Origin of the sequence: Polyangium mundeleinium (assembly GCF_028369105.1) — a bacterium.
Taxonomy (GTDB): Bacteria; Myxococcota_A; Polyangia; order Polyangiales; family Polyangiaceae; genus Polyangium; species Polyangium mundeleinium.
Genome location: NZ_JAQNDO010000001.1, coordinates 6,016,789 through 6,033,434, shown reverse-complemented (window position 1 = coordinate 6,033,434; position 16,646 = coordinate 6,016,789). Strand labels below are relative to the sequence as shown.

Below are 16,646 nucleotides of genomic sequence, written 5' to 3'. Positions count from 1 at the left end.
TCAGTTTTGTGGTTTCCGAGAGGTCACGATTCGCCAGTCATCGAATCGCACGCCGATCTCCGGGCCGATGCCGAAGATGATGTCGGTCAGGCTGGCCAAGCCCTGGACGCCGACATAAAGCGGCCCATAAACCTTCGCGCCCACCGCGGCCTGAACCCCGACCCGCATGTTTTCCCCGAACATGAACTGCGGGCCGAAGCGCGCGTACAGGAGGGAACCGTCGATGCGGACGGCAGGCGTGACCGCGAGGCGGAATTCTGGAAAGCCCCACGCGTCCTTGATGGGGATCATTCCCGAGACCGCGAGCTCGATGGCGAGCGACCTCCACACCCGAATCGCAGGCGCGATGTCGATCGGGACCCAGCCGCCATTGTCCAGGGAGTGAACCTCGCCATACCCGAGCGTGACCATGCTGTAGCCGACGACGGGCGTGACGCCGACGCCGATCCGGAACGGGAAGGAGATGCCAGGGGTCGGACGAGGCTCGGGGGCCGGCGTCGCAGCACGCGCCGACGCGAGAGACGTCTCCGGCGCAGGGACGGCCTCCTCTGCCGCCAAGCGCCCGGCGCCGAGCAGGACGACCGTGGACGCCGCCACCCACGCGGGAAATGTTTTTCGAGTGCACATGGTCAGAGCCTCGTCGACAGCCAGTCGATGGCGCGGTTGCTCTCCTCGATCGCGTCGATACCGTGGCCGACGCCTTCCAGGAACTCGATCGAGACGTCTTGGCCCGCCCCTTCCGCGGCAGCACGGAACCCGCGCTGCGTCTGCGGCGGGACGATCGTGTCGGCGGTCCCTTGGAGGATGAGCGACGGGATCTTTGGCCCCGTCCGCAGGTAACTCGCCGGGTTTGCATCCGCAAACTGCGCCGCGTCGTCCGCCGTGCGGGCGCCGTCCGGAAGATCGAGCCAGCGGGTCATGTACGCCCTGACCCACCACTCCTCCGACGTGTCGTACACGGCAGCGAGGTCGTTCGCGCCGTAAAACGACACGACCGCCCGCACCGCGACGCTCTCTTCGTGGGGGCACCACGTGGGCTCGAACCTGGGCTCGTTCTGCGCATACCCCGCCATCATCGCGAGGTGCCCGCCGGCCGAGCCGCCCGCCGTGGCGACGCGGCCCGTGTCGATCTTGAAGGTCTCGGCATTGGCCGAAAGCCATCGAAGCGCGCAACGCACATCTTCTATCTGCGCGGGCCAGGGGGAAAGCGCGCTGCCCTCGTCGTTGGATTCGTTCGCGAGCCGGTAATTGATCGAGACGCCCACGAAACCCCGGCTGGCTGCGTTCTCGATGGCGCCGCGGTATGTGCTCAGATCCCCGAACATCCAGCCGCCGCCGTGGATGAAGACGAGCGCGGGGAACGGGCCCGGCCCTTCCGGGACGCGGATGTCGAGCGTCAAGGGATGCTTGCCCTGGGGCGTCGGGGCTTCGGCGTACGTGATCTCTCCCTCCACAGGGGCCTGTGCGCAATGCATCAACCCCATCGCCATCAGGCCTACAGCTCCCTGCATTGCACGTGTCATGTCGACGCACCTCCTCCGTCGTGCCCTGGTGCACGCCACGGCGTCCAGGCTAGCACATCCTCGGGAGGGCCCCGCGCCGTGACCTCGGGGCCTCCCGGTCGACGGACGGCCTGAAGTTCACACGTACATTCAACGACTTGCGCATCGTCCCAACATCCCGGTTGACACCCTGCGTGATCCGACCATAGGGTGCGCCCGTGCTGGTGGTTGGGCGTCGGCCCGGCCTTCAAAAGGGAACCCGGTGAAACTCCGGGACTGCCCCGCAGCGGTAAACGAGAACGAAATTCGCCTCATGCACTGGGTCCTTCGGGTCCTGGGAAGCGGCGGAAAGTAGGAACCCGGCAATCGCCGAAGTGCTCGTGAGTCCGAAGACCTGCCCGCACCCGACACCGGGGAAACATCCGGCGTCGGTTTCGACCTGGGAGCCTCGTGGGAAGGCGGGAAGGTCCGAGCGGCGCACCCTCGTGCGCGCGTCCCGGTCTCGACCTGTCCCCTCGCGCTGGTGTTCCAGTCGTCCGCGGGGGCGAAGGTCGGTCCGAGGGCTCCAACGTTCCCAGCGCGGGCGCGCCTCGACTGGCTTCCTCTCTCGCGGGTTTCAACCCGAGCGGTCTGGTCCTGCTCGGAATCCCGAGGCCGGAGAGGAGGCAGCCTGGTGCAGAACGAAACGAGCCCGAACAACAACGGCGCGGCGCCGTTGCGGACGACCCCGCGGACGACGAGCTCGACGTCTGGCGAGACCTACACGCAAACGACCATGCGCGTGAAAAAGCGCAATGGTTCGAGCGAGCCAGTCGACGTCAACAAGATCGTACGCGCCGTGGGCCGATGCTGCATGGGGCTTTCGGACGTCGATGCCCTGCGCATCGCGACCAAGACCATCAGCGGCCTTTACGACGGCGCGACGACCCGCGAGCTCGATCAGCTCTCGATCCAGACGGCGGCCGGGCTCATCGTGGAGGAGCCGCAATACGCGCGGCTCGCGGCCCGGCTCCTCTCGACGTACATCGAGAAGGAAGTCCGCAATCAGGAGATCCATGCCTTTTCGCAGTCGATCGCCGCGGGGCATCGCCTCGGCCTCGTCAACGAACGCCTGCAAACGTTCGTCGCGGCGAATGCCCGCAAGCTGAACGACGCGCTCGTCCAGGAGCGTGATCGTGAGTTCGAGTATTTCGGCCTCCGGACGGTCTACGACCGCTACCTGCTCAAGCACCCCGCCTCGCGCCTCGTCCTCGAGACGCCGCAGCAGTTCTTCATGCGCATCGCGTGCGCCCTGTCGGAGACGGGGAAGGACGCGCTCGGGCTCTACCACCTGTTCTCGTCGCTCGAATACCTGCCGAGCTCGCCGACGCTCTTTAATGCAGGGACGCGCCACGAGCAGCTCTCGAGCTGCTTCCTCCTCGATTCCCCCGAGGATCACCTCGAGAACATCTACCGGAGTTACACCGACGTCGCGATGCTCTCGAAGTTCTCGGGCGGGATCGGGCTCGCGTACCACCGTGTCCGCTCGCGCGGCTCCCTCATCGAGAGCACGAATGGTCACTCCAATGGCATCGTGCCGTGGCTCAAGACGCTCGACGCGTCCGTCGCAGCCGTCAACCAGGGCGGCAAGCGCAAGGGCGCGTGCAGCGTCTATCTCGAACCGTGGCACGCGGACATCGAGGAGTTCCTCGAGCTGCGCGACAACACCGGCGACGAGGCGAGCCGTACGCACAACTTGAACCTCGCCAACTGGGTCCCGGATCTCTTCATGAAGCGCGTCGAGGCCGACGCGAACTGGAGCCTCTTCGACCCGAAGACCGTGCCGGACCTCCCCGATCTCTACGGCGAAGCCTTCGAGCGCCGCTACGAGGAGGTCGAACGAGCAGGCTTGGCGCTCAAGACCGTCAAGGCGCGTCACCTCTATGCGCGCATGATGCGCACGCTCGCGCAGACCGGGAACGGGTGGATGACGTTCAAGGACAAGTCGAACCGCGCCTGCAACCAGACGGCCCTCCCGGGGCGCGTCGTGCACCTCTCGAACCTCTGCACCGAGATCATCGAGGTGACCTCGAAGGACGAGGCGGCCGTCTGCAACCTCGGCTCGATCAACCTCGCGCGACACACGATCGTGGTCGACGGCCGCATCGTGGGATTCGATTTCGACAAATTGGCCCGCACCGTGAGGACCGCGGTCCGGCAGCTCGACCGCGTCATCGACCTCAATTACTACCCCATCGCCATCACGCGGGCGTCGAACCTGCGCTGGCGACCGATCGGGCTCGGTCTCATGGGGCTTCAGGATGTCTTCTTTCAGATGCGTCTCGCGTTCGACGCGCCCGAGGCCCGCGCGCTCTCGAAGCAAATCTCGGAGGAGGTCTATTTTCACGCGCTCACGGCGTCCGTCGAGCTCGCGGAGGAAAAGGGGCGTCACCCGGCATTCGAAGAGACCCGCGCCGCGCGGGGCGAGCTTCAGTTCGACGCGTGGGGCGTGACGCCGGACGACCTCGGGCGCTGGGAGCTCCTTCGCGCCCGGATGGTCGAGCAGGGCATGCGCAACTCGCTGCTCTGCGCCATTGCGCCGACCGCGACGATCGCCTCCATCGCCGGCTGCTACGAGTGCATCGAGCCGCAGGTGAGCAACCTCTTCAAACGGGAAACCCTCTCCGGCGACTTCCTCCAGGTGAACCGTTACCTCGCCCGCGAGCTCAAGGCGCTCGGGCTCTGGACGGAGGCCATGCGTTCGCGCCTCAAGCTCGCGGAGGGCTCCGTGCAGCGGTTCGACGAGCTGCCGGAGGAATTGCGCGCCATCTACCGCACGGCGTGGGAGATCCCGATGCGCTCGCTCATCGACATGGCTGCCGATCGTGGGGCCTTCATCGACCAGAGCCAATCGCTCAACCTCTTCATGGAGAGCCCCAACATCGGCCAGCTCTCGTCGATGTATTTCTACGCCTGGAAAAAAGGCCTGAAGACGACCTATTATCTGCGGTCGCGCCCCGCGACGCGCATCGCGAAGGCCACGGTCGAGGAGCCGAAATCGACATCGAGCGGAGAGGGCCATCCCGGCGGCACGCCCGGATGGACGCCGCCGCCTCCCCGCGCTGCGACGACGGACGACGCCGCCGTGGCGTGCTCCCTCGAAAACCCCGAGAGCTGCGAGGCCTGCCAATGAGCGCGGCGACCCGTCCCGCCCGCCTGCTCGACCCGGGCCTTTGCCTGACGCTGCGGCCGATGTCGTACCCGAAATTCTTCGAGATGTACCGCGCGGCCATCAAGAACACGTGGACCGTCGAGGAGGTCGATTTCTCGACCGACGTCGGCGACCTCAAGAAAAAGATGAGCGACGCCGAGCGGCACCTCGTGCAGCGCCTCGTCGCCTTCTTCGCGACGGGCGATTCCATCGTCGCGAACAACGTGGTCCTGAACCTGTACAAGCACATCAACGCGCCCGAGGCGCGGATGTACCTGTCGCGGCAGCTCTACGAAGAGGCGCTCCACGTGCAGTTCTATCTGACGCTCCTCGACACGTACGTCCCCGACCCGGAGGACCGCCACCGCGCGTTCGCCGCGGTCGAGAACATCCCCTCCATCCGGAAGAAGGCCGCGTTCTGCATGAAATGGCTCGACGCCACGCGAACGCTGGATCAGCTCGATTCGCGTGCGCAGCGGCGCGCCTTCCTCCTGAACCTCATCTGCTTTGCCGCTTGCATCGAGGGCCTCTTCTTCTTCGGCGCGTTTGCGTACGTGTATTTCCTTCGCTCCCGCGGGCTCCTCCACGGGCTCGCGGCGGGGACCAACTGGGTGTTCCGCGACGAGAGCGCGCACATGGCGTTCGCCTTCGAGGTGGTGAAGACGGTGCGGCGCGAGGAGCCGGAGCTCTTCGACGACGCGCTCTCCAGCGCGGTGAACGACATGATCGAGGAGGCCATCGACTGCGAGATGCAATTCGCCGAGGACCTGCTCGGCGACGGCATCGCCGGCATGTCGACGCGCGACGTCCGCCGTTACCTCGAATTCTGCGCTGATCAGCGCCTCGCGACGCTGGACCTCCCGAAGCGCTACAAAACAAAAAACCCGTTTTCGTTCATGGATCTCCAGGACGTGCAAGAGGTCACGAACTTCTTCGAGCGGCGCGTCTCGGCCTACCAGGTCGGCGTGTCCGGCGAGGTCGTGCTCGACGCCGCGTTCTGACCTTCCCCTGGCGTTCTCCGCCTCCGCCCGCGCCTTCGCCTCCCCCTTCCCGTCGCCCGCACGCGTGGTAGCATCGCGCTTCCTGTGATGCTCACCGAGAATCCCTTTCAGCGTCCCGAGACGGCGGCGATCGCCGGGGCCCTCGGCGGCGCGGCTGTGTTTCTCGTGGGAATGGTCGCCTGGGCGCTCGGGACCGCGTTTTCGGCGCGGCGCGAGGCGCAGGCGGCGCGGCGCGCGCTCGGCAAGGCGCGGGCCACGCTCGCGGGTCTCGAGCCGGAGACGAAGGTCACGCTCGAAGGCGTGCTCGAGGTCGTCGGCGAACCGGGAGCCCGGTTCGAGGACGGCGCGCCCGCCGCGGCGGCCACGGCCGCGGGCCCGTTTTGCGCGGCGAATGCGCGAGCGCCCCGGCTCCGCCTCGTGATGCGGGACGGGACGGTGGATCTGCGCGGGAGAACGCGGGTCGTGGCGGGATCACGCGAGGCGCGGGACGGCGCGCTCGACGTGCTGCCCAAGGAAACGGCGACGCGGATTCGCGCGGCGTGCGGGGCTCGTGATCCCCTCCCCGCAGGGCCGCTCCGCATGCGCTCGGTCGCGCACGGCGATCGGGTCGTCGTCGCGGGGAGGATCGTGCAGGCGGAGGAGGCGCCCGGGGCCGCGGGGTATCGCGAGCGCGGCGCGCCGTGGACGCTGGAGGCGCCGTCGTCTGCGGATCGAGCGTCCGAGGTCCTACGAATCGCGTTCGCGGGTTCGCCCGTGGTGTCCGGCGTGATGCGGGCGGCGTTCTCGCGATGGCGCCTGCGAAAGATCGCGCCGTTTGCCTTGCAGGTGGCAGCGTTTGGAGCTGCGCTCGGCGTCGGGAAGGCCACGTATGACGTGCACGTGCTCGCGGCGCGGGCCGACGCGCAGGCCGCGGCCGAGGCGAGGGCGCGGAAAAAGGCCGCGGCGCGGATCGGGCCTCCCGCGTACTGCAAGGAGTTCGCGGATCAGTACGCGATCGCGATGGATCGCGCCTCCACCTGCACACACGACAACGACTGCCGCACCACGTTGCGCGGCGAGCAATGGTACGACCTCGACGGCTGCTTCCGGTTCGAGAATCGACACGCCTCGACCGAGGACGCGGATCGCATCGCGCGTGAGTGGCTCGAAGCAAAGTGCGTTTCGACGTACGAGGTGTGCAGCGCGCAGCCCTCCCCGATGTGCCGGCGGGGCCACTGCGTCGAGCGCCCGCCGAGCGGCGTGCCCGAGACCTGGGTCCGGCAAACCTTCGCGCGGCAATTCACGTTCTTCGCGCCGCCCGACGTCGAGGTCTCCAGCAAAAACGGCCTCTCCTGTGGCCCGGGCGCGATCCTCCACCTCGACCGGCATGATGTCAGCGCGCATTTCCTCCTCGATCGAGAGAGCGCGCGCCCCGACCCCGACCTCGTCACCGCCGACGTGCGCCCTCCTTTGCCTGTTCGAATCGGCAGGTACCACGCGGTCGCGCAGTGGATGGATCCGGCCCATATCTACGCGACGGGCGAGGGATTCACGCAAGCCTTCGCCGTCCACTTCTCCGAGGAAGAGGCCGTCTGCCCGCCGTTTTGCCTCCCGAGCTTGGGGAGCTTTGGCGGCGGCGTCGATGTCGGGTATCTGCACTTCACGGCCCGCTGCCGGACCGACGCGGCGTGCGAGGAGGCCTTCAAGATCCTGCAGACGCTCACGCTCCTCTGATCGGCTCTTGCCGCCCCGCGCCAGTTGAGGCAAAGCGGCGACGTGGAAGAGCTCGGAATTTCAACCGGAAAAGTCCTCCTCACGGGCGCGAGTGGCTTCATCGGGGGGCGCTTGCAAGGCGCGCTCGCCTCGCGCGGCGTGGACGTCGTCTCCTTGCGGCGGCGCGGCTCGCCTCCGGCGAAGCAGGGGCGCTCGGTCGAGGTCGAGTACGACGATCGCGCGGGCCTCGAACGCTTGTTCGGCGAGGAGAAGCCGGACTACGTGCTGCACGTCGCGGGCGCGACGAAGGGCGTCGCGTACGCCGACTTCCAGCGCGCGAACGTGATGCCCACGGAGAACCTGCTCGAAGCGCTGCGCAAGAAGCACCCCGAGGTGCGCCGCTTCGTCCTCGTCAGCTCGCTCGCGAGTTACGGCCCTTCGAGCGCGGCGCGCCCGCACATCGAGACGGACGCGCCACGCCCCATCGAGTTCTACGGGCAAAGCAAGCTCGAAGCCGAGCGTGTGGTCGAGCGCGCGGGCGACGTGATCCCCTGGACCGTGCTGCGGCCCGGCGGCGTGTACGGCCCGGGCGACGTCGACTACTTCAACCTGTTCCGCGAGGTCGAGCGCGGCCGGAACGTCTTCTTCGGCAACAAGAAGCGCTGGTTCTCGGGCATCTACGTCGACGACCTCGTCGCGGCGACGCTCGTCGCGTCCGCGCACGACGGCGCGAAGGGCCGCGCGTTTTTCGTGTGCGACAACGACCCCGTCACCTGGGAGCGGTTCCAGGGGGCGATCGTCGAGGCGAGCGGCCGGCGCGTGCTCACCATGGATCTGCCGGAGATGCTCGTCGACGTGGCGGCGTTCGGCGGCGAGATCGCGACGCGGTTCGACAAGAAGCCGCGCCTCTTCAACCGGCAGAAGGCGAAGATGGGCGCGCAGGAGGCGTGGACGTGCAAGAGCGACGCGCTGCGCGAGGCGACGGGCTGGCGCTCGAAGGTCGAGGTCCAGGAAGGCGTGCGCCTCGCGCTCGAATGGTACCGCCGCGAGAAATGGATCTGAGGCGATGGGGTATTGCCTCGGTTATGCGCTGATCGAGGGCGGCGACGCGGCGTTCTCGATGGACGCGTCGGCTGTCACGTTCGGACCGGGCGCGCTCGCGGAGGTCGGCGAGGAGGCCGCAGCGCTCGGCCTGCGTCGCGTCGCGCTCTTCACGGATGCGCGGCTCGCAGAGCTCGCGCCCGTCGCGGAGGCGCGTCGCTCGCTCGGGCGCGCGGGCGTGGACGTCGTGGTGTACGACACGGTGCACGTCGAGCCGACGGATCGTTCGTTCGCCGAGGCGGCGCGGTTCGCCGCGGAAGGCCGGTTCGACGGGTACGTCTCGGTCGGCGGCGGATCGGTCATCGATACGTGCAAGGCCGCCTTGCTTTATGCGACCTACCCGGCCGATTTTTATGCGTACGTGAACCGCCCGATCGGCGAGGGCCGCGAGGTCCCGGGTCCCCTGCCCCCGCACATCGCTTGCCCGACGACGACCGGCACGGGCGCCGAATGCACGGGGATCGCGGTCTTCGACGACACGGGCCGCAAGGCGAAGACGGGCATTGCCTCCCGAAAACTCCGCCCGACCCGGGCGATCGTGGATCCATGGGCCACGCGGACGATGCCGAAGAGCGTGGTCGCGGCGAGCGGGTTCGACGTGGTGACGCACGCGCTCGAATCGTACACGGCGCGGCCCTATTCGACGCGGCCGCGGGCGCCGGAGGCGAGCAAGCGGCCGATGAGCCAGGGGGCGAACCCGTGGAGCGACATGGGCTGCAAGAGCGCGCTGGAGCTCGCGGGGCGTTACCTGCTCCGCGCCGTCTCCGATGCGGAGGACGAGGAGGCGCGCGAGGGAATGGCGTGGGCTGCGACGCTCGCGGGCATCGCGTTCGGCAATGCGGGCGTGCATTTGCCGCATGCGATGTCGTACGCGGTCTCGGGCCTGTGCCGCTCGTTCACGATGCCGGGATATCCCGAAGGCGAGCCGCTCGTGCCGCACGGGGTGTCGGTCGTGGTGAATGCGCCGGCGGTGTTCCGCGCGCTCGCGAAGACGAGCCCCGCGCGGCACCTGGACGCCGCGGCGCGGCTCGGCGCGGACGTACGCGGTGCGGGGCCGGAGGACGCGGGCGAGGTGCTGGCGACACACCTCGGCGGGATGATGCGGGCCGCCGGCGTGCCGAATGGGCTCTCCGGGGTCGGATACGGGGAAACGGACGTGGACGCGCTTGCAGCCGGGACGATCGTGCAGGCGCGGCTCGTGTCGAATGCGCCGTGCGCGGTGGACGAGGATGTGCTGCGCGGGCTCTTCCGGGGGGCGTTTGCTTATTGGTGAAGCCGAGGCGTGCTAGCCTCGGCGCCGCCATGAGTGACCAAGCCACGGACCTGCGACAGCGCCTGATTCGCAACTTCAACACGGCGCCCCTCGAACGTTTCCAGCGCGCGCCGCTGTACGACACCTCGTTCGCCGGCCTCGCCCCGGGCACGGCGGCAAAGAAGCTCGGCGCCTCGATCGACATCATGCCCCCGGGCGGCCGCGGCTGCCCCTACCATTACCACTACACGCAGGAGGAGATGTTCATCGTCCTCGAAGGCGAAGGCACGCTGCGCGTGGCGGGCGAACATTTGCCGATCGTGGCCGGCGACGTGATCTTCATCCCGCCGGGCCCCGAATACCCGCACCAGATCCTGAATACATCGAACGCGCCGCTCAAATACCTGTCGATCAGCACGATGGAGTACCCCGAGATCTGCGAGTACCCCGATTCGGGCAAGTACCTCGCGAAGGCCGAGGCAAAGCCCGGGGCCTTCCGCGTGGTGCAGCGTAAGGAGGCGTCGGTCGATTACTGGGACGGGGAGCCGTAGAGGACCGGCGGCGCGTCGCACCTGGACCACAAAATTCCTGTTCCCTTGCTCCTGGGGGTCTGCTACGAGGCCGCCGCGTCCCCCACGAAGCAGGGAAAGGAACCGCTACCCCCCATGAAGAGCTCGATCCATGCCGCCGCATCCATGTTCGTCGTCGCCGCTGCCCTCACGGGGTGTGGCAAAGGCGAAGAGGCCCTCGTCCGCGTGCAGGTGCCGGAGGCGAAGTGCGAGGTCGCGATCCCCGGAAACATGACGATCGCGGATGCGAGCGCGTCGGGCTTCCACGTCGTCGAGAAGGGCAAGAACGCGAAGCTCGACGGGATGCTCCTCGCCGTGACGCCCGTCCCGCCCATGGGCGATATCGCGCCCCCCGGCGCCAAGGACGTCAAGCTCGACAAGAACGAGAAGAACCCCGACGGCTCCGTGGCGCGCGAGGGCTCGTACAAGAACGAGATCCAGAGCTTTTACGTGGCGGAGTACGCCTATCCGATCGGCAAGGACTGGCTGCATTGCACCATCAAGGCGGCGAAGCCCGAGCGACGGGACGAGGTCGCCAAGCTCTGCCGCGTGCTCGCGCCGAAGGCGCTCTAGTTTCCTGGGAGCGATTCCCTCCCCCCATCGTCCTCCCAACGCCCACGATGACCGGCAGGAGTCGACGCGTCTCGACCCCCTCGGCTCACGAGGACCGGCGAGGGTCGACGCGAGGCGACCCCTTCATGCCACGATGACCGGCGGGGGTCGACGCGAGGCGACCCCCTCGGTCCACGAGGACCGGCGGGAGTCGACACGAGGCGACCCCTCGGGAGACCGTCGCGACCGCCCCGAAGCCAGGGCTCGCGGCTACGGGAACGAGCCGGCGCAAGACTCCAGGGCGGAGCGCTCCACCTGGCAGGACTGCACCCAGGAGCACCTCGCGCCCGCCACGCAATCGATGTACTCCTCGAACGGCTCGTCACAGCCGCGCGACTCCGCGGACGACTGAAGCGCACGCCCATCGGAGAGGCAACGGTCCGGGACCACGTCGGGGCATTCGCCGAGGTCCTCGCAGACGCCATCGACCGTGTTCTGACAGCCCAGGCTCAGCATCACGAGGCCGAGCGCCACGAAAAGAACGCGCTTCAATTGTTACCTCCCATTCCACCGGCGCCACCCGCGCCCCCGATTCCGCCCGCGCCCCCGATTCCACCCGCGCCGCCGAGTCCGCCAGCGCCGCCGATTCCGCCAGCGCCTCCGATTCCGCCAGCGCCTCCGATTCCGCCTTCACCTCCGACTCCGCCTTCGCCTCCGGCGCCACCAAAACCTCCGACGCCGCCGTTGCAGAACGAGCCGCAGTTACAGACCTTCTTGCCGGGCGATTCGCTCCCGAAGGGATTGTCGGGGGGCATCGTGGTGCGCTGGATGCAGAGCGCCCCGCCCGGGCAATCCGCGTTGGTATCGCACTCCGTCGCAGCGATACACGCGAGGCCGAGCGAGAACGTGTCCTGGGCGCAGATGAGCCCCGGCCCGCACTCTGCGTCGCCGTGGCAGTTGTCGAAGTTGAGGTTGCAGCTCGGGCCCTGGTAGCACGAGCCAGCGAAGATGATGATTGGGAGCAGGGCGAGCCGCCCAAGCTGCCGGATGCGAGGCGTAGACCATGGTCGAAGTAAGCTCATGTCCGCGAAGATACCACGGCTCGCGTGCTGCTGGCAAAGGCGCGTCCCCCAGGAGGCGCCCCGCACGTCAGCGATGGGCCCTCCAGCGCTTCCATCATGGGCATTGTCCTTCCTCCAACTGCGACGAGAGCCAATGATTCATGGTCGTTGTCATTTCTCGGGCGTGGCTCAACCACAGAAAATGGTCTGCCGGAAACGTTTCCATCTCGACCCGAGCGACACGCCCACGCAGCGTTTCGGCGGCGCTCTGGATGTCGTGCAGCGGAAACCGCGCGTCGTCGGAACCTGCCATCAGAAGGACGTTCGCCCCCGCGTTCGGCTGCGCGACCTCACCGATCCCGGAAACGAGAACGAACCCCCGGAAGTGCCGTGATAGATCTGGATCTTGCAGGATTGCCGTTGCGCCGACGGCGCCATTCGACAGACCGACGAGGAAGACACGCGAGCGATCGACCTCGGGGGGCAAGTGCTTCGTGACGAGAGCGCTGACCACCGCCTTGCCGTGTGGTGTCCAGAAGGCCCCCGTGGAGTCGAGGAAAGGCGCAACGATGGCGAACCGGTCGCCGAACGCCTGGTGGAGCACCCGTAGGTACGCGGTGAGCTGACCGCCGAAGCCGTGGAGGAACACGATACATGGGACGGCCGTGGAGCCCCTTGGAACATGCTCGAGATGTCTCGAAGCGTCGGAGGACGACGCGATGAGGACAGCATTGGGCCACGGAGGCGATGATGCCGCGTAGGCATTGCGAAGTAGCTGGTCGAGGTGCTCCGTCTCGGGACCCTTGACGAGCCCCAGCAGGTCCGAGAAGTACAACCCAGTCAGGACCGTTTCCCGCTCGTCCACGAGCCGGCTGGGCCATGGAGGGGGCGCATTGCGACGACCGTTCTCGGCGAAGTGAAACTCCTGGGGCGGAGGTACGGCACAGAGTCTTGCAATGACGAATATCGAGACACTCACCAAGCACAGCGCTGCGGCCGTGAGCAGTGCGACCCGCCTGGATCCGCGGGGCGGAATCCGTACCATGGTCATCAGGCCGATCGCTACCAACAGGGCCCCGAGGGCCAAGGTGGACGTCGTCACGCCGTTTGCCGCGACGAAGAGGATCAGCACCGGAGCCAACACGACCATGGAGATGGCGCCGAGAATCCACCCGACAATACGCATGCGCCCAGGCGGCTTGATGGCGGCCGCTTCGCGATCGATGTCGTCTGTGGGGGTCGCCTGCTGCATCGTTGGGGGCCTGTACCCTTGGTGCTTTTCGTCGAGCCTACGCCATGCTGGGCGGTCTCTCCCTACGTTCCGTCAGACGCGAAAGAATTGTACCGTGAACGATGCGAATCCATCCGGGTTCGGGACGACGCGCAAAACCACGCGGTGGTAGTCGAAGTCCCACGCCGCGCTGCACAGCTCCGGCGCGGCGGACGTCGAGGGAGTGGGACATCTGACGGTTGGGAAGTCGGGCTCTCCAAAACGTCGAACGAGCGTCAGCAAGGCGAGCACGAAGAGATCCATCGCCGCGGGACCGGCAAGCATCACCAGGTCCCCTGGTCCGCTCGCGCGCGCGGAATCGAACGGGAACACAATCGACTGCGGGTCCGTGCTCGGATCGGCGGTCTCGAGGTCGCTGAGGGATAACATGCGCATCTTGCCTGCGTGAAGTATGAGTCGGGTTCAATCGCTCGCGCAGCAAAAACGTGCTCCCGAGCGGTGGTTTTCCCCGGGGCCGGTTGCGGATGGGCGAACGCTCGGCTAGGTTCGCGCCGGTATGCGCGGTTTTGCCGTCCCATTCGCCATGGCTCTCCTCGCTGCGCTCTCGGGTTGCGCCTCGGCGCCGCGTGGGGTCGCGGCGGACGTCGATCAGCTCGTGATGGCGATCCGCGAGAACTACGGCTATTTCGCGGAGTCGTCGATCGACTGGGACGCCGTGCGCCGAAGGCACGCCGCGCGCGCCGCCGAGGTCCGCACCAAAGCGGAGCGGATCGCCCTCTTCGAGCTCGTGCTCGAGGAGCTGCACGACGCCCATGCGCATCTCGGCACCAATACCGCGCATTCCTTTCGCCTCGTGCCGAGCGGCGCGGATCTGTGGGCCGAGCTCGAGGGAACGCGCGCGATCGTCACGCAGGTCCGGCCGGGCAGCGCCGCGGCGCAGGCGGGCCTGCGAGCGGGCCAGGAGATCCTTGCAATCGGCGGCGTCCCCGTCGCGCGGGCCATCACGGAGCGGCTGGGGACAGCGACGGCGAGCACCGACCCCACGGCGCATGCATGGGCGCTGCGCAGCCTCCTCGCCGGCCGCCATGACGAACGGCGACGGCTCCGCATCGCGACCGCCCAAGGTCCACGTGATGTCGAGCTCGGCGCCCCCGAGGTCCCGTCCGGCGACGGGCCGCTCGAGCAGCGAAGGCTCGCGGGCGGCGTCGGTTATCTCCGGATCCACAATTCCCTCGGCGACGACGCGCTCGTCCCTGCGTTCGACGCCGCGCTCGCCGCGCTCGCCGATTGCCGCGCGTTCATCCTGGACTTGCGGGATACCCCGAGCGGCGGCAACAGCGCCATTGCCGAGGCGCTGCTCGGGCGCTTCGTGCGGGAGCCCCTGCCCTACCAGAAGCACGAATTGCCGGGCGTCGGCTGGCAGGGGCGGAGCCGGGTGTGGGTCCAATACGTGCTCCCGCGCGGCCCCTTCACGTACGAAAAGCCGCTCGCCGTGCTCGTCGATCACTGGACAGGGAGCATGGGCGAGGGCATGGCCATCGGCGTCGACGGGATGCGCCGCGGCGTCGTGGTCGGCACGGCCATGGCCGGGCTCAAGGGCGCCATCACGTCATCCACCCTGAACCAAAGCGGGATTCGTTTCGCGATCCCGGTCGAGCGGCTCTTCCATATCGATGGCACTCCGCGGCACCGCTGGCTCCCGCCCGAACGCGTCGACCTCGTCGGCCACGACGCGCCGGGCGAGGACGTGATCCTGGCGCGCGCGCTCGAGATCCTCGCGGCGTCCTCGCATTGAGCCGTCTCCGCGCGGTATCGATTCTTCAGGCAAAAGCTTCCTGCTGGACTCCGCCTTCGCCCCCCTTCCCCGTGGGCGCCCCTCTTGCTTCCTCCCCGCACCCGGGCTCGGCCCGGGAAGGAGGTTTCCATGCAAATCCTCTTGCTCCTCGCCACGCTGGTCCTTTTTGCGCGGCCAGCCCTCGCGGCTCCCCGTGTCGACGTCTCCTGGCGTTACGAGCGCGCAGACAATGCACGCACCGAGTCCGGTTCCCGCTCCCTCGACATCCCGGCTCTCGGCGCCCCCGGGCTCACCGCCACCGATCCCGGCATCGAAAAGACGATTTTCCTGGCGCAGACCGCGCAGAGCGTCGTGGATTTCCTCGGTCGATACCAGGAAGCCTGCACCGAGCCCGTTCGCCCCCGCGACCGAAGCATCTTCCCCGTTTGCACCGCGCCCCGCAGGGCCGTCGCTTCCGCGTTGCGCGCCGAAATCCAGACCCTGGATGCCCGGATCCTGGCAAATCCGCGCCTCCGCGCGGATCAGGACGTCATGGAAGTCCTGGACCTCGCGCGCGCGCTCGCGGCGAACATGCAGAAAGCAGAGCCCCCGATCGGCGGGTATTCGCCTCCGACGCCATTGCCGTGGTACGGGGTGCGGGTTGCCGCGCGGGCGGCAGCGCCCGGGGGTGGGCTCGCCCTGGGCGGCGGCGGTGCGCAGGGATTCGGGTATTACCGCAAGATCGTGCGGGATGGAAGCGTGCCCAAGGCCGCCGTGCTCACCGTCGAGGGGTTCTTGCGCGAGTTTTCCCTGCCGCTCACGCGCGCCGAGGCGTGCCGGGACCTCGTTTGTGTCGATCCGGCCGTGGCCGTCGATTCCGAGAAACGCAGGCTGTACGTGCAGCTCGGCATGAGCTCCTCGATGACGGCCGAGACCTTCCAGCGCGATCCGCTGAACCTCGCGGTCGTGCTCGACGTCAGCGGCTCGATGGGCGCCACGGACGCCACCGAAAAGTCGCGGCTCGAATGGGCCAAGGACGCGCTCGTCCAGACGATCCAGGAGCTCGACGAGGCCGATATGCTGTCGATCGTCCTGTTCGACACGAACAGCGAGATCCTCGTCCGGCCCGCGCCCGTGCGCGACAAGCAGGCGCTCCTCACGAAGGTGAAGGCGCTCCAGACGCGCGGCTCGACGAACCTGGAAGCCGGCCTGCGTGATGGATTCAAGCTCGTCGGAGAAAACGTGGACCGCCTGGCGGGCTACGAGCACCGCGTGCTCCTCATCTCGGACGCAGGGCTCAACACCGGCGTGACGGATACCTCCTCGCTCCAGCGGCTCGTGACCGAGCAGGCGAGCCGGCGCATCGGCCTGACCGCGCTCGGGCTCGGGGAAAACTTCCACCAGTCGGTGATCCACGCGATCTCGAACAGCCGGGGCGGCAATTACATGTTCGTGCAATCGGGCGAGGACATGCTCCGCTATTTCAAGGCGTTCAACTACCTCGTGACGCCCGTCGCCTACGAATTCAACGTCGAGGCGCTCGTGCAGGATCTCGGCGTCGAGCTCCTGCGCACCTACGGCGTCACGACGGAGGCCGGAGCGCAGCCCACGCGGAGCCTGATCGATCTGAAGACGTTGTTCTTCACCGAGGAGGGCGGCGCAATCTTGCTCGAATACGCGCTCCCCGAGACGCGCCGAGAATAGCACTTTCCCCGCCCAGC

Annotated in this window: 15 protein-coding genes and 1 riboswitch; of the genes, 9 read left to right on the top strand and 6 right to left on the bottom strand. The window is 67.8% G+C overall.

Annotated elements, in window-relative coordinates; all coding sequences use genetic code 11:
• Entirely contained in the window at positions 1–627 is a 627-nt protein-coding gene (locus POL67_RS23955; RefSeq protein WP_271920883.1) for a hypothetical protein, read from the bottom strand.
• A gap of 2 nt (positions 628–629) precedes the next feature.
• Positions 630–1,523, bottom strand: coding sequence for an alpha/beta hydrolase (locus POL67_RS23950; protein WP_271920881.1), 894 nt, complete (start codon positions 1,521–1,523; stop codon positions 630–632).
• Between the two features lie 184 nt (positions 1,524–1,707).
• A riboswitch (cobalamin riboswitch) is annotated at positions 1,708–1,918 on the top strand.
• A gap of 257 nt (positions 1,919–2,175) precedes the next feature.
• Between POL67_RS23950 and POL67_RS23945 the strand changes: the two genes are divergently transcribed.
• From POL67_RS23945 to POL67_RS23915, 7 genes are all read left to right on the top strand, one after another.
• On the top strand, positions 2,176–4,674 hold the full coding sequence (locus tag POL67_RS23945) for a ribonucleoside-diphosphate reductase subunit alpha (RefSeq protein ID WP_308789551.1): 2,499 nt from the start codon (positions 2,176–2,178) through the stop codon (positions 4,672–4,674).
• Positions 4,671–5,693 (top strand): ribonucleotide-diphosphate reductase subunit beta, encoded by a 1,023-nt coding sequence (locus POL67_RS23940; protein ID WP_271920879.1) that lies wholly within the window; start codon positions 4,671–4,673, stop codon positions 5,691–5,693. Before POL67_RS23945 ends, POL67_RS23940 begins: the two co-directional genes overlap by 4 nt.
• 87 nt (positions 5,694–5,780) lie before the next feature.
• On the top strand, positions 5,781–7,406 hold the full coding sequence (locus POL67_RS23935; RefSeq protein WP_271920877.1) for a hypothetical protein: 1,626 nt from the start codon (positions 5,781–5,783) through the stop codon (positions 7,404–7,406).
• Positions 7,407–7,448: 42 nt separating this feature from the next.
• A complete protein-coding gene (locus tag POL67_RS23930; RefSeq protein ID WP_271920875.1) occupies positions 7,449–8,447 on the top strand; it encodes an NAD-dependent epimerase/dehydratase family protein in 999 nt (332 codons plus the stop codon).
• Positions 8,448–8,451: 4 nt separating this feature from the next.
• A complete protein-coding gene (locus POL67_RS23925) occupies positions 8,452–9,759 on the top strand; it encodes a hydroxyacid-oxoacid transhydrogenase (RefSeq protein WP_271920873.1) in 1,308 nt (435 codons plus the stop codon).
• Between the two features lie 29 nt (positions 9,760–9,788).
• A complete protein-coding gene (locus POL67_RS23920) occupies positions 9,789–10,289 on the top strand; it encodes a cupin domain-containing protein (RefSeq protein WP_271920871.1) in 501 nt (166 codons plus the stop codon).
• A gap of 114 nt (positions 10,290–10,403) precedes the next feature.
• Positions 10,404–10,880 carry a hypothetical protein gene (locus tag POL67_RS23915; protein WP_271920869.1) on the top strand — a complete coding sequence of 159 codons (477 nt, stop codon included), beginning with the start codon at positions 10,404–10,406 and terminating at the stop codon, positions 10,878–10,880.
• Positions 10,881–11,129: 249 nt separating this feature from the next.
• Here the strand turns inward: POL67_RS23915 and POL67_RS23910 are convergent, their stop codons facing one another.
• From POL67_RS23910 to POL67_RS23895, 4 genes are all read right to left on the bottom strand, one after another.
• Positions 11,130–11,411, bottom strand: a complete 282-nt coding sequence (locus tag POL67_RS23910; protein WP_271920867.1) for a hypothetical protein — start codon at positions 11,409–11,411, stop codon at positions 11,130–11,132.
• A complete protein-coding gene (locus tag POL67_RS23905) occupies positions 11,408–11,941 on the bottom strand; it encodes a hypothetical protein (RefSeq protein WP_271920865.1) in 534 nt (177 codons plus the stop codon). The genes POL67_RS23910 and POL67_RS23905 overlap by 4 nt, the downstream gene beginning before the upstream one ends.
• A 94-nt stretch (positions 11,942–12,035) precedes the next feature.
• Entirely contained in the window at positions 12,036–13,172 is a 1,137-nt protein-coding gene (locus tag POL67_RS23900; protein ID WP_271920863.1) for an alpha/beta hydrolase family protein, read from the bottom strand.
• A gap of 72 nt (positions 13,173–13,244) precedes the next feature.
• The gene (locus tag POL67_RS23895; protein WP_271920861.1) at positions 13,245–13,580 is read right to left on the bottom strand and encodes a hypothetical protein; all 336 of its coding nucleotides are present in this window, start codon (positions 13,578–13,580) and stop codon (positions 13,245–13,247) included.
• Positions 13,581–13,734: 154 nt separating this feature from the next.
• Between POL67_RS23895 and POL67_RS23890 the strand changes: the two genes are divergently transcribed.
• Together POL67_RS23890 and POL67_RS23885 are read left to right on the top strand one after the other, a co-directional pair.
• On the top strand, positions 13,735–14,946 hold the full coding sequence (locus POL67_RS23890; RefSeq protein WP_271920859.1) for a S41 family peptidase: 1,212 nt from the start codon (positions 13,735–13,737) through the stop codon (positions 14,944–14,946).
• A gap of 129 nt (positions 14,947–15,075) precedes the next feature.
• Positions 15,076–16,629: a vWA domain-containing protein gene (locus POL67_RS23885; RefSeq protein WP_271920857.1), complete on the top strand. Its 1,554-nt coding sequence runs from the start codon at positions 15,076–15,078 to the stop codon at positions 16,627–16,629.
• Positions 16,630–16,646 lie beyond the last annotated feature (17 nt).